Genomic DNA, 25548 nt, shown 5'->3' with positions numbered 1-25548 from the left:
TGATTTTAATACATTATTAAAGGGGAGATATAATGGAAAAAATCGTTGCTTTTTCAGATTGGCTTTGGAGATTTCCTTTAGTTACTTTATTATTAGTTGCAAGTTTGTATTTAACAATAAACTTGAAATTTATTCAGTTTAGACATTTTTTTATATGATGAAACAGACATTTGGAAGAGTCAATAAAACGCCTAAAGGTGAGGGCACAATCACACCAAGGCAAGCACTGACCTCTGCACTTTCATCTACAATAGGCGCTGCGAATATTGTTGGGGTGCCTACTGCAATTATGATGGGTGGTCCAGGTGCTGTCTTTTGGATGATAGTAATAGCTTTTCTAGGAATGGCTTTAAAATTCAGCGAAAACGTACTCGGTGTACATTATCGTGAAAAAAATAAAAAAGGCGAATTTGTTGGTGGACCTACATATTATATGAAGAAAGGTTTTAAAAACAAAAAATTAGGAGCCATTTTTTCTACTGTCTTTGCTTTTGCGCTGATGCTTGAGCTTATACCAAGTATTATGGTACAAGGTCATTCGGCTGCAAGTACTGTGCATGATACATTCGATATACATATGGGCGTAACTGGCGTCGTTTTAGCTATACTTGCAGCATTAGTCGTGTTTGGTGGTATTAAGCGTATTGCATCTATTGCTGAGAAGATTGTACCAATTATGGTCGGTTTATATTGTTTATTAGGATTTACTATTATTATAATGAATATTACGCAAGTGCCCCATATCATTGCGCTTGTGGTTGAACAAGCTTTTAACCCTAGTGCAGCATTAGGGGGAACATTCGGTGCAGCACTTGCAACTACCATTCGTTGGGGATTTGCTAGAGGAATATATTCTAATGAAGCAGGTCTTGGTACGTCACCTATTGCCCACGCAGCTGCAAAAACGGATCATCCTGTACGTCAGGCTTTTTGGAGTGTTAGTGAAATTGTAGTTGATACGCTTGTCGTGTGTAGTACGACTGCATTTGTTGTGCTTGTTTCTGGTGTCTGGAAATCAGAAGATGCAAAGTCACAATCTGCAGCGCTTACAGCCAGAGCATTTGAAGATGCTTTTGGAGAATTCGGCAGTATGAGTGTATCGATATCGATGTTATTTTTCGTGTTTTCAACAGTCATTGTCGTAATTTTTTATGGCTCTAGAATGGCAGAGTTCTTATTTGGATTAACAGGTGCTTGGATTATGAAAGTCGTTTATGTATTATCATTAGTCGTAGGTGCTTTGGGTGCAGCCACACAACTATGGGATTTATTAGATTTAGCACTTGCAATTGTACTTATACCTAACGTTATTGCAGTACTTATACTTTCACCGAAAGTAAAATCATTAACTATAGATTTCTTTAAAAATTATAAATAAGTTGTTCTATTAAATAGATAGCCTCTCACTACAAAATGGAGTGGGGGTTTTTGTATGCAGATTTCTCTATTGTTGGGTTTGAGTAATTTATTATTGGAAAATTAAGTAGGTAAATGGGTTTTGAATTGAAAATATTATCGAATTTTAAAGGAAATTGGGATAAAGATGCTCTAAATCCCCATGAGTAAAATTTATCAGTGATTCTGTAAAGGTAAACGACTATAATTAATGTTAACATGTATTGTATTAAAGTTTACATTTTAAAGGGTGACAGGAAAATGGAAATATTAGAAAAGATTGAGCAACATGCACAAAAACGACCACAACATCTTGCGTTGCAATTTGATGATTTAAAGTGTAGTTATAAACAGTTAAAGATAAATATCGAATTAGTGGTTGCAGATTTAACTGATATTCCTAGTCATCAATTTGTAGCGCTCGTTATGAAAAACCCTATGGAAACAATTATCTATTATTGTGCATTGCTAAAGAGGCATTGTATTCCATGCATACTAGATTTTCAATGGTCACAAGGACAGATAGACACATTACTAAATCATTACGGGATTTCTTATGTAATTAATGAGGAAAAAGAAGTAATAAATAAACACATTAAAGAAAATCAATTGAAGTGGCGTAATGATTTATTACATGTTGGTTTTACCTCAGGAACGACAGGTTTACCAAAAGCTTATTATCGCAATGAAAAATCTTGGTTATATTCTTATAAAGAAAACGAAAAGCTTTTAGAAGAGCCGGTTAATATACTCGTTGCACCTGGTCCTTTGTCTCATTCGTTGTCTTTATATGCTTGTATCTATGCGCTATATAGTGGGAGAACGTTTATAGGGCAACGTCAATTTGATGCGCAATCGTTATTACAAACGATTGAAAAAGCATCTAAAACAGTTGCCATGTTTTTAGTACCGACAATGTTAACATCATGTTTGACTGAAAACTTTAAAATAAACCAAGTGCGCTATATTTTTTCTACAGGTGACAAGTTACCTCCGGAAACAAGAAATAAAGTACAACAATATATGCCACAAACTTTATTAATAGAGTTCTTCGGAACATCTGAAGCAAGCTTTATAAGTTATAACTACAATAATGAAGCACCATGTCATTCTGTTGGTTTACCTTTTCCAAATGTGCAAATACACTTGGCACATCAAGATGAACAAGGTGTGGGCGTGTTACATATTCAAAGTAATATGGTGTTTAGTGGTTATGCAAATCAGGATATTTCACGAAGTAAATGGCTAGAAATTGGTGATTTTGCTTCACTTGATCATAACGGATATCTTTATTTGCACGGACGTCAGGGTGACCGCATGATTATTGGTGGTCGAAATGTTTATCCAACTGAAATTGAAAGTGTAGCCCAAGGTTATGAATATTTTAATGAAGTGTGCATAGTGAGTGAATCACATTCGAAGTTTGGGGAAATTGCAGTACTACTTTACACAGGCCCACAGGATGTGTCTTATCAGTCGTTGAAAAGTTTTTTGTCACCACATTTGGTGAGATATCAAATACCATCTAAATTAATTAAAATAGATAAAATGTACTATACACAAAGTGGAAAAATAGCTCGAAGACAAATGAAGGAACGTTATTTAGGAGGAGAGTTTAGATGATGAAAGAAGCAGTGATTGTTGCGGCAAAACGTACAGCATTTGGCAAATATGGAGGAAAGCTTAAGCAGATAGAGCCAGAACACCTCATAAAACCATTATTTACACATTTCAAAGAAACATTGCCACATGTGATGTCAGATATTGATGACGTTATTCTAGGTAATGTCGTAGGTAATGGAGGTAATTTGGCGAGAAAGTCCTTACTCGAAGCTGAACTAGATCACCATATCCCGGGCGTAACTATCGATAGACAATGTGGCTCAGGTTTAGAAGCGATATTACAAGCTTGCCGTATGATACAAGCAGGCGCAGGTACGATTTATATGGCAGGCGGTGTAGAAAGTACGAGCCGTTCGCCTTGGAAAATAAAACGACCTCAATCTGTTTATGATACGCAATTACCAGCGTTTTTTGAACGCGCATCATTTGCTCCGGAGGGACAGGATCCTTCAATGATTGAAGCGGCTGAAAATGTAGCTCAAACTTACAACATTTCAAGAACGGCACAAGATTATTATGCATGGATGAGCCATCAAAAAACGATGGCTGCATATGAACGTCAAATCATTTCCCGAGAAATAATGCCATTTCAAGTTAAGGGTGAAACATTTCAACAAGATGAAAGTATTGAACCTAAGTTAACGGAACGGACGCTGAATCGTTTGAAGCCGCTCTTACCTGAAGGCACAGTTACTGCTGGAAATTGTTGTATGAAAAATGATGGTGCAGTGTTATTAATGATTATGGAAAAAGAAACTGCCAAAGCATGTGGTTTTAATAGCGGGTTAGCATTTACTGATGGCTTAACTGTAGGTGTAGACCCGAATGTATTAGGCATTGGCCCAGCACCAGCAGTGAAACGACTATTAGAAAAAAATAACTATACTATTGATGAAATTGATGCTGTCGAATTGAATGAGGCCTTTGCATCACAGGTGTTAGCAAGCCAAGAAATGTTGGACTTATCTGATGCGAAATTAAATGTTTATGGTGGTGCGATCGCTACAGGTCATCCCTATGGCGCAAGTGGTGCAGCTTTAGTGACGCGCTTGTTTTACATGGAAGAATATCAAAGAACAATTGCTACAATGGGAATAGGAGGCGGCATGGGCAATGCATTATTGTTTGAAAGATGGACATGAAGAGCAAGAAATCATATTTATTGAAGAAGAAGTCGTGGCTTATAATCAATACTTTAATCAACGTCCATTAAACAAAGTGCCTCCTTTATATTGTGCTAAGTTATGGCCAGAATTTCAGCTGTTTCAACAATATGCTAATCGTAATATTTTGCTGAAAGAAACAGAAATCAACTATTCAAAACCATTTGAAACGAATGAAACTTATCTTGCGTATATGTGTATTGTTGAGAAGAAGAAAATAAAATCATTTACGAAATACATTTTTAAATTAGAAATACATAAAAATAGTGAAAAATATATCACTATTAAACAAACATTTTTGGAGCAGGTTTAGCATGATACAAATAACAACAGAACAAGTGAATGAATATTTAGGTTTAATCAATGATCAAAACCCAGTGCATGAAAATATAGTGCCAGGTCAATTGATTGTACAACTTGCACTCACGAATAAAAAAGTAACATGGGTAGCGTACAAAGTGAAATATGTGGCATCAGTTGAAATGAATGAATCTTTAAATTTTGAACTTGTAACAAACGAAAAAATGGTTATTTCTAATCAAAGTGGTGATGTGAAAATTGTCATTGTAAAAATATAAAAGTGATATTTAATCTGTGAATATAGAAAAGCTATTATGTATTGTTAATTAAAAATAAATATAATCATTTTCATAAAATTATTAAAAACAAAAAGTAATAAATAGATATCAATTTGACAATACAAACTAACTCCGTATAATAATATAGCATGTTAAAAGGAGTGAAATATTCATGGATTATGACAAAGATTTTGATGAAAGTAAGATAAATAAAGTTAATCCTAAAACCGCTAAATAAACTGTGTTTGCCACAGGTATAGGTAACGCTATGGAATGGTTCGATTTTGGGTTATATTCTTATTTAGCGGTAATACTTGGACAAAACTTTTTCAGTTCGGTAGAAAATGATCAACTCAAAACGATTTTCACTTTTGCAACATTTGCAATTGCGTTTCTACTACGACCTGTTGGCGGTATTATCTTTGGCATTATTGGAGATAAATACGGTAGAAAAGTAGTACTAACAACGACCATTATTATGATGGCGTTCTCGACATTGTTCATTGGCTTATTGCCTACATATGAACAAATCGGTATTACTATTGCTAAGTAGAGTGTTACAAGGATTTTCGACAGGTGGAGAGTATGCGGGCGCTATGGTGTATGTTGCAGAATCTTCTCCGGATAGAAAACGAAATACGCTTGGTTCTGGACTTGAAATAGGAACATTATCGGGCTATATTGCTGCCTCGGTGATAACAGGCTTACTATTTTTCTTTTTAAATGATGATCAAATGGCTTCATGGGGTTGGAGAATTCCATTTATCTTAGGCTTATTTTTAGGTATTTTTGGTTTCTATTTAAGAAGAAAATTAGAAGAATCACCTGTTTATGAAAATGAAATTGCAACAAAATCAAAAAGAGATACAATTGGTTTCTTAACTATTATTAGATATTATTATAAAGATATAATTGTATGTTTCGTAGCGGTAGCGTTCTTTAATTGTACTAATTACATGGTGACTTCATACATGCCTTCTTATTTACAGCAAATTGTTAAACTTGATAGTACAACAGTTTCAGTAGTAATTACACTTGTAATGGCTGTAATGATTCCATTAGCATTAATGTTTGGCAGAATTGCTGATAAAATTGGCGAGAAAAAAGTGTTCTTAATTGGATTAATTGGTACAGCCGTATTGAGTATATTCGCCTTTTCACTTTTCCAATCAACTTCAATCATCTATGTTATTGTTGGTATCTTTATTCTAGGCTTCTTCCTATCAACATATGAAGCGACAATGCCTGGATCATTACCGACGATGTTTTATACACATATCAGATATAGAACATTAGCAGTAACATTTAATGTATCTGTATCTTTATTTGGTGGCACAACGCCATTAATTGCTTCTGCACTTGTAGCGAAGACAGGTGATCCTTTATCTCCTGCTTATTATTTAACTGCGATGAGTATTGTTGGTATTATTGTCATTTCGTTATTACATGTAAGTACTTCTGGTAAATCACTTAAGGGATCTTATCCTAATGTTGAAAGTGATGAAGAATATGAATATTATGCAGAAAATCCTGAAAAGGCAATGTGGTGGGCTAAAAACAAACGCGTATAATAAAAATGATTTTAAAGATTCGGTTTATTCGAGTCAAAAATGATCGACATGGTGATGAAACTTTGTCGATTGTTTTTTTGTGTTAATTTAAAAGAGTACGATACAATAATAAGTGAAGTAACAAGTATACTAGGAGGATAACTATGACAGTAGAAACATATTGGAGATCTTTTATCGAAGCATTTCCTGAATATAAAGGTGTGCAATTTGATGCTTGGTCTTTTGGTGTCGACGAAGATGAATTAGCTGATTTAGTGAAAAAGGGCATGAAAACTGCGACGACAAGCGGATTAGCGTCTTATAAAGTAGAGGAAGAAGCGTTACCACAAGTCGGTGATATCAGCGTTGTATTAAATGAAAAAGGAAACCCGCAATGTATCATTGAAACTACACGTGTTTACCAAACCCCATTTAATGATGTTACTGAAGAACATGCGTATCTTGAGGGTGAAGGAGATAAGTCGCTGGCATATTGGCGCCAAGCACATATCGAATTTTTCGAATCATATTATGCTGAATTAGGCATTCCTTTTGATGAAACAGAAATCATGGTGTGTGAAGAATTTAAGTTATTGTATGTATAAAAAAGAGCGGTACATTAGTTAGCACTGCTTCGAGTATTCTCTCCAAGCACAACAAAGGGGACAATCTTTGTCTAACTGTGTACCGCTCATAGGGTGAGTGTTTATAGGGTTGTGTTATTCAAAGGCAACATAAGGGGACAACTTATGTTGCCTTTATTCTTTTTAAACTTCTAATTTCTAAAGGGGAGTTATTGCATATATGTTCTTCTGAATTTTTCTTAAAGCTAAATTTTGAAAAGTCTTAGGTGTAAAGTAAATGTTATTAATAGGTTAGTTTCATATTATCAACATCACTTTCAAGTAGAGAGAGTAACTTATATAATTCATTCATGCTGAAATTTTCATCAAATTTAACAGAAATTGTTTTGAAAGTTTTAGTGATAATTTCATATATTGGGTTACCATTTTCAAAAGCCTGTTTGTAGATAATCATGCTGTGATTCCCTCCTTTTCTCTCTACACTTAATATACTAATAGATTTCCTTGGAAAATACATGAGTCTTCAGTATCAACTTTGTATCGGTCTTATGTCGTATATGATTTGGAAGGTGAAAAGGATGTGAAAATAATGAGTGAAGTAAAAGGGTTAGCATTGAACTTTATTGAAAATTGATGTAAATTGTAACTAAGACGTATCGTGTTTTAAAATTCAAGCTTGGAGTGATAATGTATGAAAAAAATTGCAAAGACTTTTGTAGCATGTAGTATCGTATTTGGCACTACAGTAGGCCTAAGTATTGCTAACGAAGACATTTCACAAAGTGAAGCACAAGCAGAAACGACGCAACCTTACTATGATTATCAAGGCTACACAGCTCAAGGTGGAGATTTTGTATTAGACCAAGCATTTTATAATGGATTGAAAGCAGGTAATGTTACTTTTAATGATATTAAAGTGAATAGTAAATATGATTCAGGTTCTGAGAGCAAAGTAATTTATGATCAAAAATTTGAAAAAGTAAATGATAATAAAGCTAATTCAGTAGAATTTGAGATAGCGGAAGATGCGGTAAGTTTACAAGATATGAGAGTACAATTTGGACAAAACTTTGAATATCAACCACCGCTTAATGGGGACAAAGTAAGCAGTTCCGATGGCTTGTATGGGTATGCAGTAGGTGAAGGTTATATTGTCTTTCATATGAGTGATGGCTATGTAACGAGTGTGACTGTATCATAAAGCATATTTAATACACAAAAAAACCAAGCAGAAATTGAATAAATTTCTGCTTGGTTTATTTTATTGATAGCGTTGTTTTTAAACTTCTGTAACGTCAACATCAATATGTTCAACACGGTTATATGCACCGTGGTCAACTGGACCTACAAAGTCATTCATTTTCCAACCATTTTTAATTGCAGAAGCAACAAAAGCTTTGGCAGCAATAACTGCTTCTCTTGGTGTTTTGCCGTTTGCTAAATACGCAGTGGTTGCTGCTGCAAAAGTACAACCTGCACCATGATTATAGCTTTGTTGGAACATATCCGTAGTTAATTGGTAGAATTGTTTACCATCATAGTAAAGGTCATAAGATTTATCTTGATCTAAAGCTTTACCACCTTTAATAATGACATGCTTTGCACCTTGTTTATGAATGATTTCAGCAGCTTTTTTCATATCATCTATTGATTTTAAAGTACCTAGATTTGCAAGTTGTCCCGCTTCAAATAAATTTGGTGTTACGACAGTTGCTTTAGGTAATAAATGCTCAATCATTGCATCAGTATTGCCAGGGTTTAATACTTCGTTTTCCCCTTTACAGACCATCACTGGATCGACAACAAAGTAATCGGCGCCAGATTCTTCATAAGCTTCGCCAGCACGTTTGATAATTTCTTGTGTACCGAGCATACCTGTTTTCACAGCATCTGGGTGAATTGAGATTGCTGTCTCTAATTGTTTCTCAAATACATCAAATGGAATTGGCGTTACGTCATGAGACCACGTCGCTTTATCCATTGTAACGATTGATGTCAGAGCAACAATGCCGTATGTCTCTAACTCTTGAAATGTTTTTAAATCCGCTTGCATTCCTGCGCCTGCGCTTGTGTCTGAACCTGCAATCGTTAATGTTTTTTTCAATGCCATGAATCTTCACTCCTAAATTTCTTTTGTACATATCATACCACGTTTATCGAGTATTCTAAATAATGACCTTTTAAATAGCGAGCAATATTTAACTACTTTGTATAATGTAGATTAATTTTATTTTGATGAAGTGAAATAGGGTTAATTATAAAATATTTAAAATATCTTATAGGATTACCTGAGCTGGTTTAAGGTTTACAAGTGCTGATGCACTTGCATAAGTGGTTCTATTCTTGTGGATACAAAGTAGAAATAATGGTTCGCCTGAGCAGATTTAAATGTTTACAAGTGCTAAGGCACTTGCATAAGTAGTGCTAGTCTTGCTAATGCAAGAAGTACTACTTTACATGCATAAGAACTACTTATTCACGCGCACAATTTCTTGCGCGTGAAAGTAGTTCTAATATGTTAAAATACTAACTGAGGTGAGAGGGAATATGGAATGGTCAGATGTTTTTCATGAAATTACTACGCGACATGACTTTAGTGCGATGCACGAATTTTTAGAAAAAGAATATACAACAGAAATTGTATATCCAGATAGAGAGAATGTTTACCAAGCATTTGATTTAACACCATTTGAACAAGTGAAAGTTGTCATATTAGGTCAAGATCCATATCACGGACCGAATCAAGCACATGGCTTAGCTTTCTCAGTACAACCAGATGCTAAGTTTCCACCTTCATTGCGTAATATGTATAAAGAACTTAAAGATGACATAGGTTGTGAAAGAACAACGCCGCATTTACAAGATTGGGCGCGTGAAGGTGTTTTGTTATTGAATACCGTTCTGACTGTCCGCCAAGGAGAGGCACATTCACATAAAGAAATTGGCTGGGAACTTTTCACAGATGAAGTGATTCAAACTGTATCTGAACAATTAGAAAATGTTGTGTTTATTTTATGGGGAAAACCCGCACAACAAAAAATCAAATTGATAGATACGTCGAAACATCATATCATTAAGTCTCCACATCCAAGTCCTTTATCTGCTTATCGTGGTTTCTTTGGTTCAAAACCATATTCTCAAGCAAATACGTATTTACAAGAAAATGGTAAAGCACCAGTAAATTGGTGTGAAGGTGAGGCATAAACATGGAAAAAGATAAGATCATACAGTTAATTGAGCAAGAATTAGTAGCAGCGGACGAAGCAAAGCATAATGCTGAATTTGAAAAGCATATTTATGCTATTCACACGTTGACTTCACTTATTACAGGGTCGACAAGTCAGCATAAAAGTTATAAAGATAATACGTATGATGTTTCTTCGTCCTTCCAAACATCTACTATAGTAAATAATGATACTTCAAAACCGCAATCAGCCTCTAAAAAACAAGGTGTATCTGCGGAAGAGATTCGAGCGATGGGTGGTAAAACATCACAACCCGCGTCACAAAATAGCGTTTCTGACACGTCACTTACATCTAACAAGTTGGTTACTGATGATGAAATAGGTAATGGAGATTCAATATTTGATTTTTAATTAAGAAGGGAAGTAAATAGCATGATGAAAGTATTTATTATATTAGGTGCATTGAACACAATGATGGCAGTAGGAACTGGCGCATTTGGTGCACATGGCTTAGAAAATAAACTATCGGCAAAATATTTATCAGTATGGGAAAAAGCAACGACTTACCAAATGTATCATGGTTTAGGCTTACTCGCGCTTGGTATCATTAGTGGTACAACTTCAATTAACGTGAATTGGGCAGGTTGGCTCATGTTCTTCGGTATCGTCTTTTTCAGTGGTTCATTATACATTTTGGCATTAACTCAAATTCGTATTCTTGGCGCAATTACGCCAATCGGTGGGGTTTTATTCCTAGTAGGTTGGTTAATGCTAATTATCGGAACATTTAAATTATAAATTTTTAATTGTTATAGAATTCATCTTGTGGGTATAATACAGTCCATGAGGTGAATTTTATTTATGAGTCAAAATGATAAGGAAATAGATAGAGGAGATTTAAAACAAAACTTATCTGAAAAATTTGTATGGGCTATAGCCTATGGTTCATGTATAGGTTGGGGCGCATTTATACTACCTGGCGACTGGATTGGTCAATCAGGTCCTATATCTGCAGCGATAGGTATTGTAATTGGTGCATTATTAATGATACTGATTGCAGTAAGTTATGGTGCTTTAGTTGAACGTTTTCCAGTTTCAGGTGGGGCATTTGCATTTAGTTTTTTAGGATTTGGAAGGTACGTCAGTTTCTTCTCATCCTGGTTTTTAACTTTTGGATATATATGTGTTGTAGCTTTAAACGCAACAGCATTTAGTTTATTAATTAAGTTCTTACTACCAGATATATTAGAAACTGGTAAGTTATATACTATTGCAGGATGGGATGTATATATAACTGAGATTCTTATCGCATCGTTATTATTAATTGTCTTTATGTTTATAGCAATTAAAGGTGCAAGTGTATCAGGATCTCTACAATTTTATTTCTGTGTAGCAATGGTTATAACAATCTTATTACTATTTTTCGGTTCATTCTTCGGGAATAACTTCTCTTTTGAAAATTTACAACCGTTAACTAATGAAAAAGAAGGTTGGTTTACATCCATTATTATGATTGTGGCGGTAGCGCCATGGGCATATGTTGGATTTGACAATATTCCACAAACAGCAGAAGAATTTGATTTTGCGCCGAATAAAACATTTAAATTAATCGTTTATAGTTTACTTGCCGCAGCATTCACTTATGTATTAATGATTTTATACACAAGTTGGTTAAGTAGTTCATCAACAAGTTTAAATGGTAATTTATGGTTAACAGGTGCTGTGACACAAGAAGCCTTTGGTTATATTGGTTTAGCAGTGCTAGCAATTGCAATTATGATGGGAATATTCACTGGTTTAAATGGTTTCTTGATGAGTTCAAGCCGTTTATTATTCTCAATGGGACGTTCAGGCATTATGCCTTCTGTATTTAGTAAATTGCATAAAAAATATAAGACGCCTTATATTGCAATTTTCTTTTTAGTTTCTGTTACATTAATTGCACCGTGGCTAGGTCGTACTGCATTAACGTGGATTGTTGATATGTCTTCAACAGGTGTATCAATTGCTTATTTTATTACATGTTTATCAGCAGCAAGACTCTTTAGTTTTGATAAATCAAGTAACACATACGGACCTGTATACAAAGTTTTTGCGATATTAGGTTCAATCGTTTCATTTGTGTTCTTACTCTTATTATTAGTTCCTGGGTCACCAGCAGCACTTTCAACACCATCTTATATCGCATTAGGCGGTTGGTTAATTATTGGTATAATTTTCTTTGTTGTACGTTATCCAAAACTGAAAAATATGGATAATGACAGACTAAGTAAACTTATTTTAAATCAATCAGAAGATGAAATAGTAGATTTAATTAATAAAAATAAATCAGATAAAGCGAACAACTAGTTGTTTTTGTGAATAATAATCATGTTTTTTGCATGTAAAATTATATAATCCTAACATTTAAACTTGGATTATATAATTGCATATACGCCCTTCAATACAGACATATTAAAAGTGTTTATATTGGAGGGCTTTTATTATTAGATCTTTGATTATAAAAATAGCGAGTAACAAAAAAACCTGAGAAAAATCATTTGTAATAATGATTTTTCTCAGGTTTTTGCTTTAGCATCATGCGTGTTAAATTCTTTTTTTACGTATTTTCGTACCAGAGACAATAAGTTTTGATATTTGATCAGCAAAAAGTAATCCTAAAGCGATAGCACCAGCAATTAAAGTCACTTCTAACATTGTATTAATTGCTTTACTAAATTCCAATAGAATCAAGCTTTTTGTTGCATCGAATGCAAGACCACCAGGTACGAGTGGGATAATACCTGGAACCATAAATATAATTACGGGTTCCTTTTTATAACGAGCCATGATGTGACTTAGCATACCTAACGCAATACTTCCAAAGAAACTAGAATATATAGTATGGAAATGAAAACCTTCATAAAATAAAATATAAAACATCCATCCACATGCACCTACAATACCAACTGTGTTGTATAGGCGTTTTGGCACATCAAATATCACACCAAAGAAAAGGGAAGCAGTATAACTAAATATTAAATTTAAAATCCAAAACATAGACATTGCTCCTAAAAAATAATGAGTATAGTACCAACACCGGCGCCTATACCAAAGGCAGTCACTAGGGCTTCTAGTGATTTAGTGGTAAATAGTAACATGTGACCGGCGAATAAATCTTGAATGGCATTCGTTATTAATACACCAGGAACGATAGGCATTACTGAAGCTATTATAATAGTAGATATCGAACCACCGGGTATTAAATAATGTCCTGAAACGGTTATGAGACCGATGACAATTGCGCCCATAAATTCTGGAATGAATTGAGCGTGTAATTTTCGTTGAAGCGTTTCTACAACAATGAAGCCAAAGGAACCAGCCAAAATAGCAGTAAGTACATCTGTTAAGATGCCACCTTGAAGATATAAAAAACTGGCTGCGATAACAGCGGCAGCAATAAATTTGAAAATTAGATCATGGTTAATGCTTTGTTCATGATATATTTTTTGCAGTTCTTGAAAGGCATCTTCAAGTGAAATGTCACCTAAAGCAAGCCGCCTAGATATACCATTTGTTCTTGATATACGATGAAGATTGGTATCTCGTGTTTTAATCCTGAAGATCCTAGGATAAGATTCGTTATGTAACATGAAGTTAATGACTGTATTAGTTACGAAACTATTGCTTTCTGGATAACCTAACGTAGTTGCAATCCGAGTCATTGTATCTTCAACTCTGGAACCTTCTGCACCAGATTCCAACAGAATGCGTCCTGCGAGCAAAATGACATCTTTCGCCATTCTTTCATCATAACTTTCAACTGTTTGATTGTATATTGTCATTTAATCACCAATAATGAAGTATTTAACTAAAGCTATGTTTTTGTATTCATAGCATAGGAATAAGTTATTGAGTTAATAATTTTTATTGTAACACTTTACTCATAAAAATTGTTAGAGGAATCAGAAAGTAACTTATGCGCTTTATAAATTTTAAAATATAACATTTTATACAATTTAAGTAATTTAAATATGTTTCAAATTTCGCAAATAGGCTAAAATAATATTAGTTAGCTGTTTCAGACAAATATTGAGTAGCGACAATATTTAACAGTTAATATTAAATTAAGTAGTGATTAAAGTTCTCCCAAACACACTACACAGACTCAGGCACACTTGTTCAACGGCAAGTGTGCCTTTTTACTCGCTCTAGCTTTCACTATGGTGAAAGCTAGAGCGAGTAAGAACGAATACCGAAATAGGTAAATGCATAAAAAAATGCCGACAAAGTTGGATACTTTGCCGACAGTCTTATACGCTTCCATTAATATGAATAGAAGCGTTTATTGTATTTTATAATGAAAATAGATCTTGTAAGACATCTTTTGTGATGATATTACCTACAAAGAAACTACCAAAGTCGCCGTAGCGTGCAGTCGTTTCATCAAATCTCATTTCATAAACAATTTTTTTGAATTGAAGTGGGTCTTCTGCAAAAAGTGTAACGCCCCATTCGTGATCGTCAAAACCAACAGATCCAGTGATGAATTGTTTGATTTTACCTGCATATTGGCGACCAATCATGCCATGATCATGCATAAGTTTCTTTCTATCTTCAAGTGGTAACATATACCAGTTATACGTTTCACCACGACGTTTATCCATTGGATAGAAACAGATATATTCAGTACGAGGTAATTCAGGGAATAATCTTGGTTTAATATGAGGATTTTCATATGGATCTTCATCAGATTTTCCTGCAAGATAATTACCTAATTCTATGATAGAAACATAAGAATATGTTGGAATTAAGAAATCTGTAATTTTCAATTTATTAAATTCATTTTCAAAAGCATTTAAATCTTTCATTTCTGGACGTAATACCCATAAAAGAAGGTCTGCTTTTTGACCATTAATATTGTAAAATGCATGATCTCCTGCATTATTTGTACGTGCTTCTTCGTGCTTATCTAAAAACGATTGTAATTCTTCCACGAGAGATTGACGTTCTTCCTCTGGAACTAAACGTAAAGTAGTCCAATCAATAGCATATAATAAATGTAAACTATACCAACCGTCTAACGTTTCTGGTACTTGTGGCATTGTAAATCGCTCCTTTGTGAAAATTTCTATGTCTTCACTATAAAATTCTACCATAAAGGGAGTGTTAAAACATAAGTAAATGATTACAAATTGGTGACATGGAATTCTATAAAAAAATAACGTATACTATATAGTGTAAATAAATAGATTTAAATTTCGAGGAGGCCCCCCTATGTCTTTATTAGATGTATTACAAGAAAAACTTTCAGGAAAAAATGTGAGAATCGTATTACCTGAGGGTGAAGATGAACGCGTATTAACAGCAGCAACACAATTACAAAATACGGAATATGTTACACCAGTAGTATTGGGTAATGAAGCTAATGTGAAGGCTTTAGCTAACGACAAAGGATTAGATATTACTAACATTGAAATTATCGATCCAGAAACAAGTGAATTGAAACAAGAATTAGTAACTGCTTTCGTTGAACGCCGTAAAGGTAAAGCGACTGAAGAACAAGCACAAGAAATGCTAAAAAATGTAAACTACTTTGGTACAATGCTTGTTTATACTGGTAAAGCTGAAGGACTAGTCAGCGGTGCAGCACATTCTACAGGCGATACAGTTCGCCCAGCATTACAAATTATTAAAACGAAACCTGGTGTTTCAAAAACATCTGGCGTTTTCTTTATGATTAAAGGAGAAGAGCAATATATCTTCGGCGATTGCGCAATCAATCCAACGCTTGAAGCACAAGACTTAGCTGAAATTGCAGTAGAGAGTGCAAAAACTGCTAAAAGCTTTGACATGTCACCGCGTGTAGCAATGTTAAGTTTTTCAACAAAAGGCTCTGCAAAATCAGACGATGTTGAAAAAGTAGCAAATGCAGTGAATTTAGCTCAAGAGAAAATTAAAACTGACAATATTGAAGATGTTGTTGTAGATGGTGAATTCCAATTTGACGCAGCAATCGTACCAGAAGTTGCTAAGAAAAAAGCACCAGACGCAAAAATACAAGGTAATGCTAATGTATTTATCTTCCCAAGTTTAGAAGCGGGTAATATTGGATACAAAATTGCACAACGTTTAGGCGGTTTTGATGCAGTAGGTCCAGTACTACAAGGACTGAATTCTCCAGTGAATGATTTATCTCGTGGTTGTTCAACAGAAGACGTGTATAACTTATCAATCATTACTGCTGCGCAAACATTACAATAATGGATTTAGCAAGTAAATATTTTAATGATATAGATTGGCGTTATATTGACCATTCTTCTGGGTTAGCGCCTATGCAATCATTTGCATTCGATGATACATTTTCTGAAAGTGTTGGCAAAGATTTATCATGTAATGTGGTACGTACTTGGATACACCAACATACAGTCATTTTAGGTATACATGATTCACGCCTACCTTTTTTACAAGACGGCATTCGTTATCTTACTGAAGAACGTGGCTATAATGCGATTGTTAGAAATTCAGGTGGTTTGGGTGTAGTCCTAGACCAAGGTATACTCAATATTTCTCTTCTCTTTAAAGGTAAACATGACATTACAATAGATGAAGCTTTTACAGTGATGTATTTATTGGTTTCGAAAATGTTTGAAGATGAAGATGTAGAGATTGAAACACATGAAATTGAACGATCGTATTGTCCAGGGAAATTTGATTTAAGTATTAATGGGCGAAAATTTGCGGGTATTTCTCAAAGACGGGTACGTGGTGGCATTGCTGTACAAGTGTATCTTTGTGTAGAAGGTGATGGCAGTGAACGTGCTGATATGATGAAATCTTTTTATAAACGCGCATTAAAGGATGCAGAAACAAAATTCACTTATCCAAATATTGATCCACAATGCATGGCGTCGTTAGAGTCACTATTAGGTAAAACAATCACTGTCCAAGACGTAATGTTTAAATTGTTATATGCCCTTAAAGATTTAGGTGGACAATTAAACATGGAACCTATAACAGATGATGAATGGCAACGCTATGAAGGTTACTTTGAAAAAATGATTGAACGTAACGCTAAGATGAATCAAGCGATGGAGTAAATAATTATTAAGACCAGAAACGATACTTTTTTATTAAAGTAACGGCTCTGGTCTTTTTTATAGTTAATATAAAAATTATTGACATAAATCTTTCTAATTGTTGAATTATAGAAAGTAAATAAGTAATATAGGAAAAGTGTAGTTTAAAACTAACTAATTTAAATAAATTTCAGTAAAATCATGTTAACTTTTTGAATATAAGGCTATAGAGTTTTATAATGGAAAAGTATTGATTATAATTAGTAGCAGGTATTAACTTTTGAGAAGACACTTTCTGTTATTTAATTAAAAATAAACCAAATATCTATGTCTAGAGTTGTATGGCATAATATAAAATTTGTGAGATAATGTATAATAATGTGTGTAAAATTAGTTAAGGTTGAGTATTTTCATATAGAATACGAGCAGTCTTTTCAAATTATTAATAATAAAAGACATATTAGATGCGCTAACAACGAGACTTAGAACACGAAATTTCCTGGGAAATTTAAGAAGAATGCATTGTGGTGTTCTGAAATGACTAAAATCAGTGTGGTCTATAAGGTGTAGCGTACTTAAAATATAAAACTAAAGAAAATACTAAAGGTGATTGAGAATATGACACAACAAGGATATGGGGAAGCAAATGGAAAAGTAATATTAATTGGTGAACATGCTGTTACATTTGGCGAGCCAGCAATTGCGATTCCATTTACGACCGGGAAAGTGAGAGCGAAAATAGAATCTATAGAAGAACCTCTTTCTTCATGTATTAAAAGTGATGTATATGAAGGTGAGTTAATTAATGCACCTGAACATTTAAAGGCAGTAATAACTCGTTTTGTAGAAAAATATGAAATCCAAACACCTATAAAAGTTTCGATTGATACAAACTTACCACCATCTAGAGGGCTAGGCTCAAGTGCTGCAATGGCGGTTGCTTTTGTGCGTGCAAGTTTCGACTACCTCAATAAACCATTATCTGATGAGGTGTTGATAGAAGAAGCCAATTGGGCGGAACGTATTGCACACGGTAAACCAAGTGGCATTGATACACAAACGATTGTATCGAATAAGCCAGTGTGGTTTAAGCAAGGTAACGTGACGACATTAAAGCCATTAGAATTGAATGGTTACATGATTGTTATTGACACAGGTGTACTCGGCTCTACAAAACAAGCAGTAGAAGATGTACATAATTTATGTAAAGAAGATAATGAGTACTTAGAACATGTGAAACATATTGGTCAACTTGTACACGAAGCAAGTGACTCTATAGAGCATCATAACTTCGAAAAATTAGCCTCTATCTTTAATTTGTGTCAAGAAAGCTTACGTACATTAACGGTAAGCCATGATAAAATTGAAACATTACTTGAGGCAAGTAAACAACAAGGCGCTATTGCTGGAAAATTAACTGGTGGCGGTCGCGGCGGTAGTATGATTGTACTTGCTTCAACCTTAGAAGTGGCTGAGAAAATTGTTGAAAGTGCGCAAAACTTAGGTGCACATCATACATGGATTGAATATTTAGGAGGTTAATGACGTTGGTTAATAGTGGTAAAGCACGTGCACATACAAATATTGCACTCATAAAATATTGGGGTAAAGCTGATGAAACTTATATTATTCCGATGAATAATAGTTTGTCGGTTACATTAGATCGCTTTTATACTGAAACTAAAGTGACATTTGATGAGAGCTATACTAAAGATACGCTTATTTTGAATGGCCAAGCAGTAAATGACGCAGAAGCAGCTAAGATACACCGTTTTATGGATGTGTTCCGCGAATTAAGTCAAACCTCAATGTTTGCATATATTGAGAGTGCTAATTATGTCCCTACAGCAGCAGGGTTAGCATCTTCAGCAAGTGCATATGCGGCATTAGCAGCAGCTTGTGATGCGGCTTTGAATCTAGGGTTAACAGGCAAAGCGTTATCTAGATTGGCTCGTAGAGGGTCAGGATCTGCTTCTAGAAGTATCTATGGCGGTTTTGTAGAATGGGAAAAAGGGTATGATGATGAGACATCATATAGTTTTCCTGTTGAAGCAGATAATTGGGAAGACGAGTTAGCAATGATATTTGTTGTCATTAATAATAAATCGAAAAAAGTTTCAAGTCGTGCCGGTATGTCACTTACACGTGATACATCACGTTTTTATCAATATTGGTTAGACCATGTGGATGAGGACATAGCGTCAGTTAAGCATGCAATAAATCAAAAAGACTTTAAACAATTAGGTGAAGTGATTGAAGCCAACGGTTTGCGCATGCATGCAACAAACTTAGGTGCACAACCGCCGTTCACTTATATGGTCGACGACAGTTATTTAGTGATGGACATCGTAGACCAATGTCGTAAGGCGGGTCATCCTTGTTACTTTACGATGGATGCTGGTCCAAATGTTAAAATTTTAGTAGAAAAGAAAAATAAACAAGCGGTTGTTGATGCATTACATAAATCGTTTAAAGAAGACCAAATCATTGCGAGCGACATTACACGTACAGGCGTAGAAATTATTGAGTAAGGAAGAGATAAAATGATTCAAGTTAAAGCACCAGGGAAGCTATACATTGCAGGTGAATACGCAGTTGTCGAACCTGGCTATAAATCAATATTAATCGCAGTAGATCGATTTGTAACTGCTTCTATTGAAGATTCAAATGCACCACAGGGTACGATACATTCTAAGACCTTACATCATGAACCAGTAACATTTCAAAGACGTGAAGATAAAATTGTAGTTTCAGATTTAAATGCTGCGAAACAATTGAAGTATGTCATCACAGCAATTGAAATCTTTGAACAATTTGTAAGAAGTAATAATATGCCTTTAAAACATTTCAATTTAACAATTGATAGTAATTTAGACGATACAAATGGGCATAAATATGGTTTAGGTTCTAGTGCAGCTGTCTTGGTATCAGTTGTTAAAGCTTTGAATGAATTTTATGGTATGCATTTATCTAATTTATATATTTACAAACTTGCAGTTATTGCAAATATGAAATTACAAAGCTTAAGTTCTTGTGGTGATATTGCTGTCAGTGTTTATACTGGCTGGTTAGCTTATAGTACGTTTGATCATGAATGGGTATCACAGCAAATTGAAGATACGTCAGTCAATGATGTATTGAATAAAAACTGGCCTGGCCTTCATATCGAACCATTACAGCCACCAGAAAATATGGAAGTGCTTATAGGTTGGACTGGATCGCCAGCTTCGTCACACCATTTAGTGAGTGAAGTAAAACGCTTGAAATCAGATCCTACCTTTTACGGTAAATTTTTAGAACGCTCTCATTTATGTGTTGAGAAGTTGATACATGCTTTTAAAACGAATCATATTAAAGGCGTGCAACAAATGATTCGCATCAACCGTGAGATTATTCAATCTATGGATAAAGAAGCGACAGTTGATATTGAAACTGCCCATTTAAAAGTATTATGTTCTGTAGCTGAAAAATATGGCGGCGCTGCCAAAACATCAGGTGCAGGTGGTGGAGATTGTGGCATAACGATAATCAATAAAGGTGTTAATAAGCAACGCATTTACGATGAATGGTTAGAAAATGAAGTGAAACCTTTGGAGTTTAATATATACCACGGTCAATAATGAAAATGAACAGTATGAAGCTGAGGCATAAATATATGTCCCACTCACTACTGTTTTTTATTTTGCTGAAATTGAATAAAAGTAAACTATCTAGTAACTAAATCTAAGACACTGATAAGCAACGCATAATACGTTGTCGTTAATCTGACCACATCTAAATAACTCAATGGAAAATTTACCTCTTAATGGAAATAAATTCAGTTGTAGAAATGAATTGTCTAAATGTACGAATGTTATTGAACTCATTGAGATTAAAGCATACGATCATCTTAAGAAAGCGCTTACAATAATGCGATGATAGAAGGGTGATTATTATGAATTTGGGACGTAAGTTTGGAGATGCAATTCGTAGATTTGGTGGCGCAATGATTGTTCCAGTATTATTATTTCCATTTTTCGGGATTATTATTGGCATAGCTACACTGTTTAAAAACGAGGCGATTATGGGTCAGCTGGCTGATCCTAATGGTTTATGGTTTCAAATATGGTCATTAATTGAAAATGGTGGGTGGACGGTATTTGAAAATATAGAACTTATTTTCGTTATCGGCTTACCTATATCACTAGCTAAAAAGTCAGCTGGCCATGCAGTAATGTCGTCGGTAGTAACTTATATGATGTTTAATTATTTTATAAATAGCATATTAACGACATGGGGGCCTGCTTTTGGTGTGGACTTTAAGGGCGATGCAGGAGAAGTCACAGGTATTACTGAACTCGCAGGTATTAAAACCTTAGATACAAATATTATCGGTGCACTCATCATCTCAGGCATCGCGATTTGGTTACATAATCGATATTATGATAAGAAATTGCCATAGTCTTTAGGAATATTCCAAGGTTCGCCGTTTGTTGTCATGATAGCATTCTTTGCTATGATTCCATTAGCATTTTTAACAAGTTGGGGATGGCCTATTGTTCAAGGATGGATTGCTTCGTTACAAGTGTTTTTAGCTTCATCAAGTTACGTTGGCGTATGGCTTTTCCACTTTTTAGAACGTATTTTAATTCCGACAGGATTATATCATTTCATCTACACGCCGTTTGAATATGGACCGGCAGTAGTCGATGGTGGTATTAAATCGTATTGGATTTCTCATTTAACTGAGTATTCACAAACAACAAAACCACTAAAAGAAATTTTTCCAGGTGGTGGATTTTTATTACAAGGTAATATTAAAATGTTCGGCTCGATTGGTATAGCACTTGCGATATATTCAACGGCAAAAGCACATAAAAAGAAAGAAGTTGGGGCATTATTATTAGCTGCTACTTTAACAGCCGTGTTTGCAGGTATCACAGAGCCACTAGAATTTACGTTTATCTTTATAGCGCCGTTTCTATTTTTAATCCACGCTATTCTCGGAGCAACAATGGTGACGATTATGCACGGGTTTGGTCTTGTAGGTAATTTAGGTGGTGGCTTTATTGAAATCGCAGCAACCAATTGGATTCCGTTGTTTGGTTCGCATTGGGGAACTTACGTCGCTCAATTTATTATAGGCATTATATTCATATTTATTTATTATTATCTATTCAGATTTATTATCCTAAAAATGGATATACCTATGCCAGGAAGAGAGAAAGATGATGAGATAGATGCTAAGCTCTATACGAAGCGTGATTATAAGGAAAATAAACACAAAAAAACGAGTGATAAAAACGAATATGAAACAAAAGCTGCAATTTATTTAGAAGGCTTAGGTGGCACGGAAAATATTGCTGATATAACAAATTGTGCAACAAGATTACGTGTGACCGTTAAAGACCCTGAAAAAGTAGAAGAAGATGGCTATTTTAAAACAGTGGGTGGTGCGCATGGACTCGTGAAAAGCGGAAAAAACGTACAAGTCATCGTAGGACTTTCGGTTCCGCAAGTGAGAGAAGCGGTAGAACAAATTATTAAGCACGAAGCATAAGACTATAAAATTAAATATGATGTAAAACAAATCAGTATCATTGTTTTACATCATATAATTTATATCATTGTTTGGAAATTTTGTAGTTGTGATATGTTCTAGCGATAAAATCAAAAACGACATAATATGGAGTAAAACTGTAATGTTTCGTATTATTAAAAAATTGCATTGGTGCACTGTTAACATAAATATTGAAGGCGGCATTTTTGGCAATATAGTTGTCATGCAATGTCGTGATAGAGACGTAATGCAATTCACGTGATTTAATGAGTTGAATAGGTTCTTTTAAATTTTTAGTTTCACCCGATAAAGAAATGATGAAAAGTAAATCTTCTGGTGACATTTGATCTATAGCTAAGCGCAATTCATTTTCATCATTAACAACAATAGAGCGTTTAGAGATAGAAAGCATATGGCGTTGTGCTTCCCTGGCAACATTTTGTTGGGCCATGCCTGTGCCGAAGATATAGACGAAAGGTGCAGCTTCTAATAAGTGGTTTAAAAGTTTATAGTCGAACATTTGAAGGTGTTCTACAGTTCTTTGCACATCTTCGACAATCGGGTCTGTGCTTGCTAAATGTGATGGTTGCGCGTTGTTTTCCATTTTCAGGTAAAACTTAAAGTTGCTATAGCCTTCAAAGCCCATCTTTTTAACGAGCCTATGAATCGTTGAGATGGAAGTATGCGTGAGTTTACTTAAATCATGGATTTTCATAGCTGACATGTCATCCATGTTTTGACGTATGATATTGATGATATGTAAATCATTTTCAGTTAATTGCTCAAAGTATTTATTTATAAGATGATCAAGTACCATATGTGTGGATTCCACCTATTCATTGGAAAATTTTCCGGAATTTGAAAATATATTCTAATGTTAATATATAAAATCTAAATACGTCAAATTTATTGGTATTTTTAACATTGTATTTTAATATGAAATTAAGTATTAACCTTTTAAATGTAATAAAGCTTAAATTTAATACGACTTTTTGTAAGCGGTTACTTTTAAAGGCTGAATAAATTTAATATAAAGGGATGAGTCTATGAGTGTGAAAATTGGAATAATTGGATGCGGTGGCATAGCTAATGGTAAGCATTTACCAAGTTTAGAAAAAATCCCAGAAGCAACTATGGTCGCTTTTTGCGATATAGACGTAGCTAAAGCTGAATCTGCAGCGACAATTTACGGTATAGAAAACGCGGCAATATATGAAGATTACAAACAATTACTCGAAGATAAATCTATAGAAGTAATACACGTGTGTACACCTAATAATACACATAAGGAGATAACAGTTGCAGCATTAAATGCTGGGAAACATGTAATGTGCGAGAAACCAATGGCTAAAACTTCAAACGAAGCCCGTGAAATGATCGAGGCGGCGGAGCGAAATAATAAAAAATTAACAATTGGTTACCAAAATAGATTTAGAGCTGACAGTCAACATTTACGAAAAGTGACGCAACGTGGAGACTTAGGAGATATTTATTATAGTAAAGCGCAAGCAATTCGACGTCGTGCAGTTCCTACGTGGGGTGTGTTCCTAGATGAAGAGAAACAAGGCGGCGGACCATTAATTGATATTGGTACACATGCATTGGATTTAACATTATGGATGATGGATAATTACGAACCAGAGTCTGTTATGGGATCTACTTTTCATAAATTGGGAAAACAAGACAATGCAGCAAATGCATGGGGACCGTGGGATCCAGATGAATTTACTGTTGAAGACTCAGCGTTTGGCTTTATTAAGATGCGTAATGGCGCAACAATCATCTTAGAATCTAGTTGGGCGCTCAATTCTTTAGACGTAGACGAAGCGAAATGTGCATTGTCAGGTACGCAGGGTGGTGCGGATATGAAGGATGGTTTACGCGTCCATGGTGAAGCATTCGGCACTTTATATACATCTCAAATTGAAGTAGATAATGCAGGTGTTGATTTTTATGAAAGTGAAAAAATCGATGAAGCTGAAGAAGAAGCACGTGCTTGGATAGATAATATTATTCATGATACTGAACCAGTCGTAAAACCTAAAGAAGCATTTGTAGTAACTCAAATATTAGAAGCGATATATGAATCTGCAAAAACAGGAAAAGCGGTATATCTCAATAATCATTAATCAAAGGGGAGCTTACTATTGAATATAACAATTTGGAATGAATTTCGTCATGAACAAGAAAGTGCTGAAGTAAAAAAAGTTTATCCTGAAGGTATTCATAAAGCATTAGCGTCTTTTCTAGAGCATGAACACCAAGTTAAGACGACAACACTAGATGAACCCGAACATGGTCTGACAGACGATGTATTAGCGAATACAGACGTGTTAGTTTGGTGGGGGCATAAAGCACATGATGAAGTCGATGATATTATTGTAGAAAAAGTGAAACAACGTGTGTTGGATGGCATGGGTCTTGTTGTGTTACATTCTGGACATTTCTCGAAAATTTTCAAAAACTTAATGGGCACTACGTGTGACCTTAAGTGGAGAGAAGCAGATGAAAAAGAACGATTATGGGTAGTTGATCCGACACATCCGATTACTGAAGGCTTAGATTCATATTTTGAATTAGAGAAAGAAGAAATGTACGGAGAGCATTTTGATATCCCAGCACCAGATGAAACAGTATTTATTAGCTGGTTTGAAGGCGGAGAGGTCTTTAGAAGCGGAGCGACTTTTAAAAGAGGTAATGGCAAAATATTCTATTTTAGACCAGGCCATGAAAGTTATCCGACATATTATAATGCCAACATTCAACAAGTCATCAAAAATGGCGTGAAATGGGCATGCAATACCAATACACCGAAACATCAGTATGGCAATGCTCAACCGTTAGAGGAAATAAAAGAAAAATAGGGTTGGGAG

At 34.7% G+C, this 25548-nt stretch carries 23 protein-coding genes and 3 pseudogenes; 20 read left to right on the top strand and 6 right to left on the bottom strand.

The window, feature by feature from the left end; all coding sequences use genetic code 11:
- The first annotated feature begins 32 nt into the window (after positions 1-32).
- The 7 genes and pseudogenes from ACP3TL_RS09515 to ACP3TL_RS09485 all read left to right on the top strand — a co-directional run bounded on the left by ACP3TL_RS09515 (position 33) and on the right by ACP3TL_RS09485 (position 6914).
- Positions 33-1378 (top strand): annotated as a pseudogene (locus ACP3TL_RS09515) (alanine/glycine:cation symporter family protein).
- Positions 1379-1656: 278 nt separating this feature from the next.
- A complete protein-coding gene (locus ACP3TL_RS09510; RefSeq protein WP_069832600.1) occupies positions 1657-3018 on the top strand; it encodes an AMP-binding protein in 1362 nt (453 codons plus the stop codon).
- On the top strand, positions 3018-4160 hold the full coding sequence (locus tag ACP3TL_RS09505) for a thiolase family protein (RefSeq protein ID WP_285326274.1): 1143 nt from the start codon (positions 3018-3020) through the stop codon (positions 4158-4160). Before ACP3TL_RS09510 ends, ACP3TL_RS09505 begins: the two co-directional genes overlap by 1 nt.
- A complete protein-coding gene (locus ACP3TL_RS09500; RefSeq protein ID WP_069832601.1) occupies positions 4132-4494 on the top strand; it encodes a hypothetical protein in 363 nt (120 codons plus the stop codon). The genes ACP3TL_RS09505 and ACP3TL_RS09500 overlap by 29 nt, the downstream gene beginning before the upstream one ends.
- Position 4495: 1 nt before the next feature.
- A complete protein-coding gene (locus ACP3TL_RS09495) occupies positions 4496-4759 on the top strand; it encodes a hypothetical protein (protein WP_069832602.1) in 264 nt (87 codons plus the stop codon).
- A 241-nt stretch (positions 4760-5000) separates the two neighbouring features.
- Positions 5001-6330: pseudogene (locus tag ACP3TL_RS09490) on the top strand (MFS transporter).
- Between the two features lie 143 nt (positions 6331-6473).
- Positions 6474-6914: an ASCH domain-containing protein gene (locus tag ACP3TL_RS09485; RefSeq protein WP_069832604.1), complete on the top strand. Its 441-nt coding sequence runs from the start codon at positions 6474-6476 to the stop codon at positions 6912-6914.
- Between the two features lie 262 nt (positions 6915-7176).
- Here ACP3TL_RS09485 and vraX read toward each other — a convergent pair whose 3' ends face one another.
- Complete coding sequence (vraX, locus tag ACP3TL_RS09480) at positions 7177-7347, bottom strand: C1q-binding complement inhibitor VraX (protein WP_002508451.1); 171 nt, start codon at positions 7345-7347, stop codon at positions 7177-7179.
- A gap of 237 nt (positions 7348-7584) precedes the next feature.
- On the opposite strand from vraX, the gene isaB reads away from it, so the two are divergent.
- Positions 7585-8094 (top strand): immunodominant staphylococcal antigen IsaB family protein, encoded by a 510-nt coding sequence (gene isaB / locus ACP3TL_RS09475; RefSeq protein ID WP_069832605.1) that lies wholly within the window; start codon positions 7585-7587, stop codon positions 8092-8094.
- 78 nt (positions 8095-8172) lie between these two features.
- Here the strand turns inward: isaB and thiD are convergent, their stop codons facing one another.
- Positions 8173-9003 (bottom strand): bifunctional hydroxymethylpyrimidine kinase/phosphomethylpyrimidine kinase, encoded by an 831-nt coding sequence (gene thiD, locus ACP3TL_RS09470; protein WP_069815091.1) that lies wholly within the window; start codon positions 9001-9003, stop codon positions 8173-8175.
- A gap of 437 nt (positions 9004-9440) precedes the next feature.
- Between thiD and ACP3TL_RS09465 the strand changes: the two genes are divergently transcribed.
- The 4 genes from ACP3TL_RS09465 (at position 9441) to ACP3TL_RS09450 (ending at position 12427) form a co-directional block, all read left to right on the top strand.
- Positions 9441-10097: a uracil-DNA glycosylase gene (locus ACP3TL_RS09465; protein ID WP_069832606.1), complete on the top strand. Its 657-nt coding sequence runs from the start codon at positions 9441-9443 to the stop codon at positions 10095-10097.
- Positions 10098-10099: 2 nt separating this feature from the next.
- Positions 10100-10489, top strand: coding sequence for a DUF5327 family protein (locus ACP3TL_RS09460; protein ID WP_069832607.1), 390 nt, complete (start codon positions 10100-10102; stop codon positions 10487-10489).
- A gap of 24 nt (positions 10490-10513) precedes the next feature.
- Positions 10514-10876 carry a DUF423 domain-containing protein gene (locus tag ACP3TL_RS09455; protein ID WP_057513016.1) on the top strand — a complete coding sequence of 121 codons (363 nt, stop codon included), beginning with the start codon at positions 10514-10516 and terminating at the stop codon, positions 10874-10876.
- A 63-nt stretch (positions 10877-10939) separates the two neighbouring features.
- On the top strand, positions 10940-12427 hold the full coding sequence (locus tag ACP3TL_RS09450; protein ID WP_285326044.1) for an APC family permease: 1488 nt from the start codon (positions 10940-10942) through the stop codon (positions 12425-12427).
- 237 nt (positions 12428-12664) lie between these two features.
- Here ACP3TL_RS09450 and ACP3TL_RS09445 read toward each other — a convergent pair whose 3' ends face one another.
- The 3 genes from ACP3TL_RS09445 to hemQ form a co-directional block, all read right to left on the bottom strand.
- A complete protein-coding gene (locus ACP3TL_RS09445; RefSeq protein WP_069815102.1) occupies positions 12665-13117 on the bottom strand; it encodes a threonine/serine exporter family protein in 453 nt (150 codons plus the stop codon).
- An 11-nt stretch (positions 13118-13128) separates the two neighbouring features.
- Positions 13129-13896, bottom strand: coding sequence for a threonine/serine exporter family protein (locus tag ACP3TL_RS09440; protein ID WP_176722989.1), 768 nt, complete (start codon positions 13894-13896; stop codon positions 13129-13131).
- A gap of 516 nt (positions 13897-14412) precedes the next feature.
- Positions 14413-15162: a hydrogen peroxide-dependent heme synthase gene (hemQ, locus tag ACP3TL_RS09435; protein WP_002508442.1), complete on the bottom strand. Its 750-nt coding sequence runs from the start codon at positions 15160-15162 to the stop codon at positions 14413-14415.
- Between the two features lie 172 nt (positions 15163-15334).
- Between hemQ and pta the strand changes: the two genes are divergently transcribed.
- The 6 genes and pseudogenes from pta (at position 15335) to ACP3TL_RS09405 (ending at position 22675) form a co-directional block, all read left to right on the top strand.
- Positions 15335-16321, top strand: a complete 987-nt coding sequence (gene pta, locus ACP3TL_RS09430; RefSeq protein WP_069832610.1) for a phosphate acetyltransferase — start codon at positions 15335-15337, stop codon at positions 16319-16321.
- Positions 16321-17157: a lipoate--protein ligase family protein gene (locus ACP3TL_RS09425; protein WP_069832611.1), complete on the top strand. Its 837-nt coding sequence runs from the start codon at positions 16321-16323 to the stop codon at positions 17155-17157. The genes pta and ACP3TL_RS09425 overlap by 1 nt, the downstream gene beginning before the upstream one ends.
- 597 nt (positions 17158-17754) lie before the next feature.
- A complete protein-coding gene (gene mvk / locus ACP3TL_RS09420) occupies positions 17755-18678 on the top strand; it encodes a mevalonate kinase (RefSeq protein WP_069832612.1) in 924 nt (307 codons plus the stop codon).
- Between the two features lie 5 nt (positions 18679-18683).
- Positions 18684-19667 carry a diphosphomevalonate decarboxylase gene (gene mvaD, locus ACP3TL_RS09415; protein WP_069832685.1) on the top strand — a complete coding sequence of 328 codons (984 nt, stop codon included), beginning with the start codon at positions 18684-18686 and terminating at the stop codon, positions 19665-19667.
- Between the two features lie 12 nt (positions 19668-19679).
- Positions 19680-20756, top strand: a complete 1077-nt coding sequence (locus ACP3TL_RS09410; protein WP_069832613.1) for a phosphomevalonate kinase — start codon at positions 19680-19682, stop codon at positions 20754-20756.
- Positions 20757-21070: 314 nt separating this feature from the next.
- Positions 21071-22675 (top strand): annotated as a pseudogene (locus ACP3TL_RS09405) (alpha-glucoside-specific PTS transporter subunit IIBC).
- A 64-nt stretch (positions 22676-22739) separates the two neighbouring features.
- Here ACP3TL_RS09405 and ACP3TL_RS09400 read toward each other — a convergent pair.
- Positions 22740-23492 (bottom strand): MurR/RpiR family transcriptional regulator, encoded by a 753-nt coding sequence (locus ACP3TL_RS09400; RefSeq protein ID WP_069815116.1) that lies wholly within the window; start codon positions 23490-23492, stop codon positions 22740-22742.
- A gap of 229 nt (positions 23493-23721) precedes the next feature.
- Here ACP3TL_RS09400 and ACP3TL_RS09395 point away from each other — a divergent pair, with 229 nt between their 5' ends.
- Both ACP3TL_RS09395 and ACP3TL_RS09390 read left to right on the top strand, forming a co-directional pair.
- Positions 23722-24804, top strand: a complete 1083-nt coding sequence (locus tag ACP3TL_RS09395) for a Gfo/Idh/MocA family protein (protein ID WP_069832615.1) — start codon at positions 23722-23724, stop codon at positions 24802-24804.
- An 18-nt stretch (positions 24805-24822) separates the two neighbouring features.
- Positions 24823-25539 carry a ThuA domain-containing protein gene (locus ACP3TL_RS09390; RefSeq protein WP_069832616.1) on the top strand — a complete coding sequence of 239 codons (717 nt, stop codon included), beginning with the start codon at positions 24823-24825 and terminating at the stop codon, positions 25537-25539.
- The last annotated feature ends 9 nt before the right edge of the window (positions 25540-25548 follow it).

It is taken from the genome of Staphylococcus caseorum, assembly GCF_049943195.1.
Lineage (GTDB): Bacteria > Bacillota > Bacilli > Staphylococcales > Staphylococcaceae > Staphylococcus > Staphylococcus equorum_A.
Note: the sequence above shows the minus strand (reverse complement) of the source record. Positions and strands in the feature narration are given on the sequence as shown.

Excerpts from the sequence above, each read along its gene's own strand:
- ACP3TL_RS09510 (WP_069832600.1), top strand. The coding sequence starts at position 1,657 with ATGGAAATATTAGAAAAGATTGAGCAACATGCACAAAAACGACCACAA.
- ACP3TL_RS09505 (WP_285326274.1), top strand. The coding sequence starts at position 3,018 with ATGAAAGAAGCAGTGATTGTTGCGGCAAAACGTACAGCATTTGGCAAA.
- ACP3TL_RS09500 (WP_069832601.1), top strand. The coding sequence starts at position 4,132 with ATGCATTATTGTTTGAAAGATGGACATGAAGAGCAAGAAATCATATTT.
- ACP3TL_RS09495 (WP_069832602.1), top strand. The coding sequence starts at position 4,496 with ATGATACAAATAACAACAGAACAAGTGAATGAATATTTAGGTTTAATC.
- ACP3TL_RS09485 (WP_069832604.1), top strand. The coding sequence starts at position 6,474 with ATGACAGTAGAAACATATTGGAGATCTTTTATCGAAGCATTTCCTGAA.
- vraX (WP_002508451.1), bottom strand. The coding sequence starts at position 7,347 with ATGATTATCTACAAACAGGCTTTTGAAAATGGTAACCCAATATATGAA.
- isaB (WP_069832605.1), top strand. The coding sequence starts at position 7,585 with ATGAAAAAAATTGCAAAGACTTTTGTAGCATGTAGTATCGTATTTGGC.
- thiD (WP_069815091.1), bottom strand. The coding sequence starts at position 9,003 with ATGGCATTGAAAAAAACATTAACGATTGCAGGTTCAGACACAAGCGCA.
- ACP3TL_RS09465 (WP_069832606.1), top strand. The coding sequence starts at position 9,441 with ATGGAATGGTCAGATGTTTTTCATGAAATTACTACGCGACATGACTTT.
- ACP3TL_RS09460 (WP_069832607.1), top strand. The coding sequence starts at position 10,100 with ATGGAAAAAGATAAGATCATACAGTTAATTGAGCAAGAATTAGTAGCA.
- ACP3TL_RS09455 (WP_057513016.1), top strand. The coding sequence starts at position 10,514 with ATGAAAGTATTTATTATATTAGGTGCATTGAACACAATGATGGCAGTA.
- ACP3TL_RS09450 (WP_285326044.1), top strand. The coding sequence starts at position 10,940 with ATGAGTCAAAATGATAAGGAAATAGATAGAGGAGATTTAAAACAAAAC.
- ACP3TL_RS09445 (WP_069815102.1), bottom strand. The coding sequence starts at position 13,117 with ATGTTTTGGATTTTAAATTTAATATTTAGTTATACTGCTTCCCTTTTC.
- hemQ (WP_002508442.1), bottom strand. The coding sequence starts at position 15,162 with ATGCCACAAGTACCAGAAACGTTAGACGGTTGGTATAGTTTACATTTA.
- pta (WP_069832610.1), top strand. The coding sequence starts at position 15,335 with ATGTCTTTATTAGATGTATTACAAGAAAAACTTTCAGGAAAAAATGTG.
- ACP3TL_RS09425 (WP_069832611.1), top strand. The coding sequence starts at position 16,321 with ATGGATTTAGCAAGTAAATATTTTAATGATATAGATTGGCGTTATATT.
- mvk (WP_069832612.1), top strand. The coding sequence starts at position 17,755 with ATGACACAACAAGGATATGGGGAAGCAAATGGAAAAGTAATATTAATT.
- ACP3TL_RS09410 (WP_069832613.1), top strand. The coding sequence starts at position 19,680 with ATGATTCAAGTTAAAGCACCAGGGAAGCTATACATTGCAGGTGAATAC.
- ACP3TL_RS09400 (WP_069815116.1), bottom strand. The coding sequence starts at position 23,492 with ATGGTACTTGATCATCTTATAAATAAATACTTTGAGCAATTAACTGAA.
- ACP3TL_RS09395 (WP_069832615.1), top strand. The coding sequence starts at position 23,722 with ATGAGTGTGAAAATTGGAATAATTGGATGCGGTGGCATAGCTAATGGT.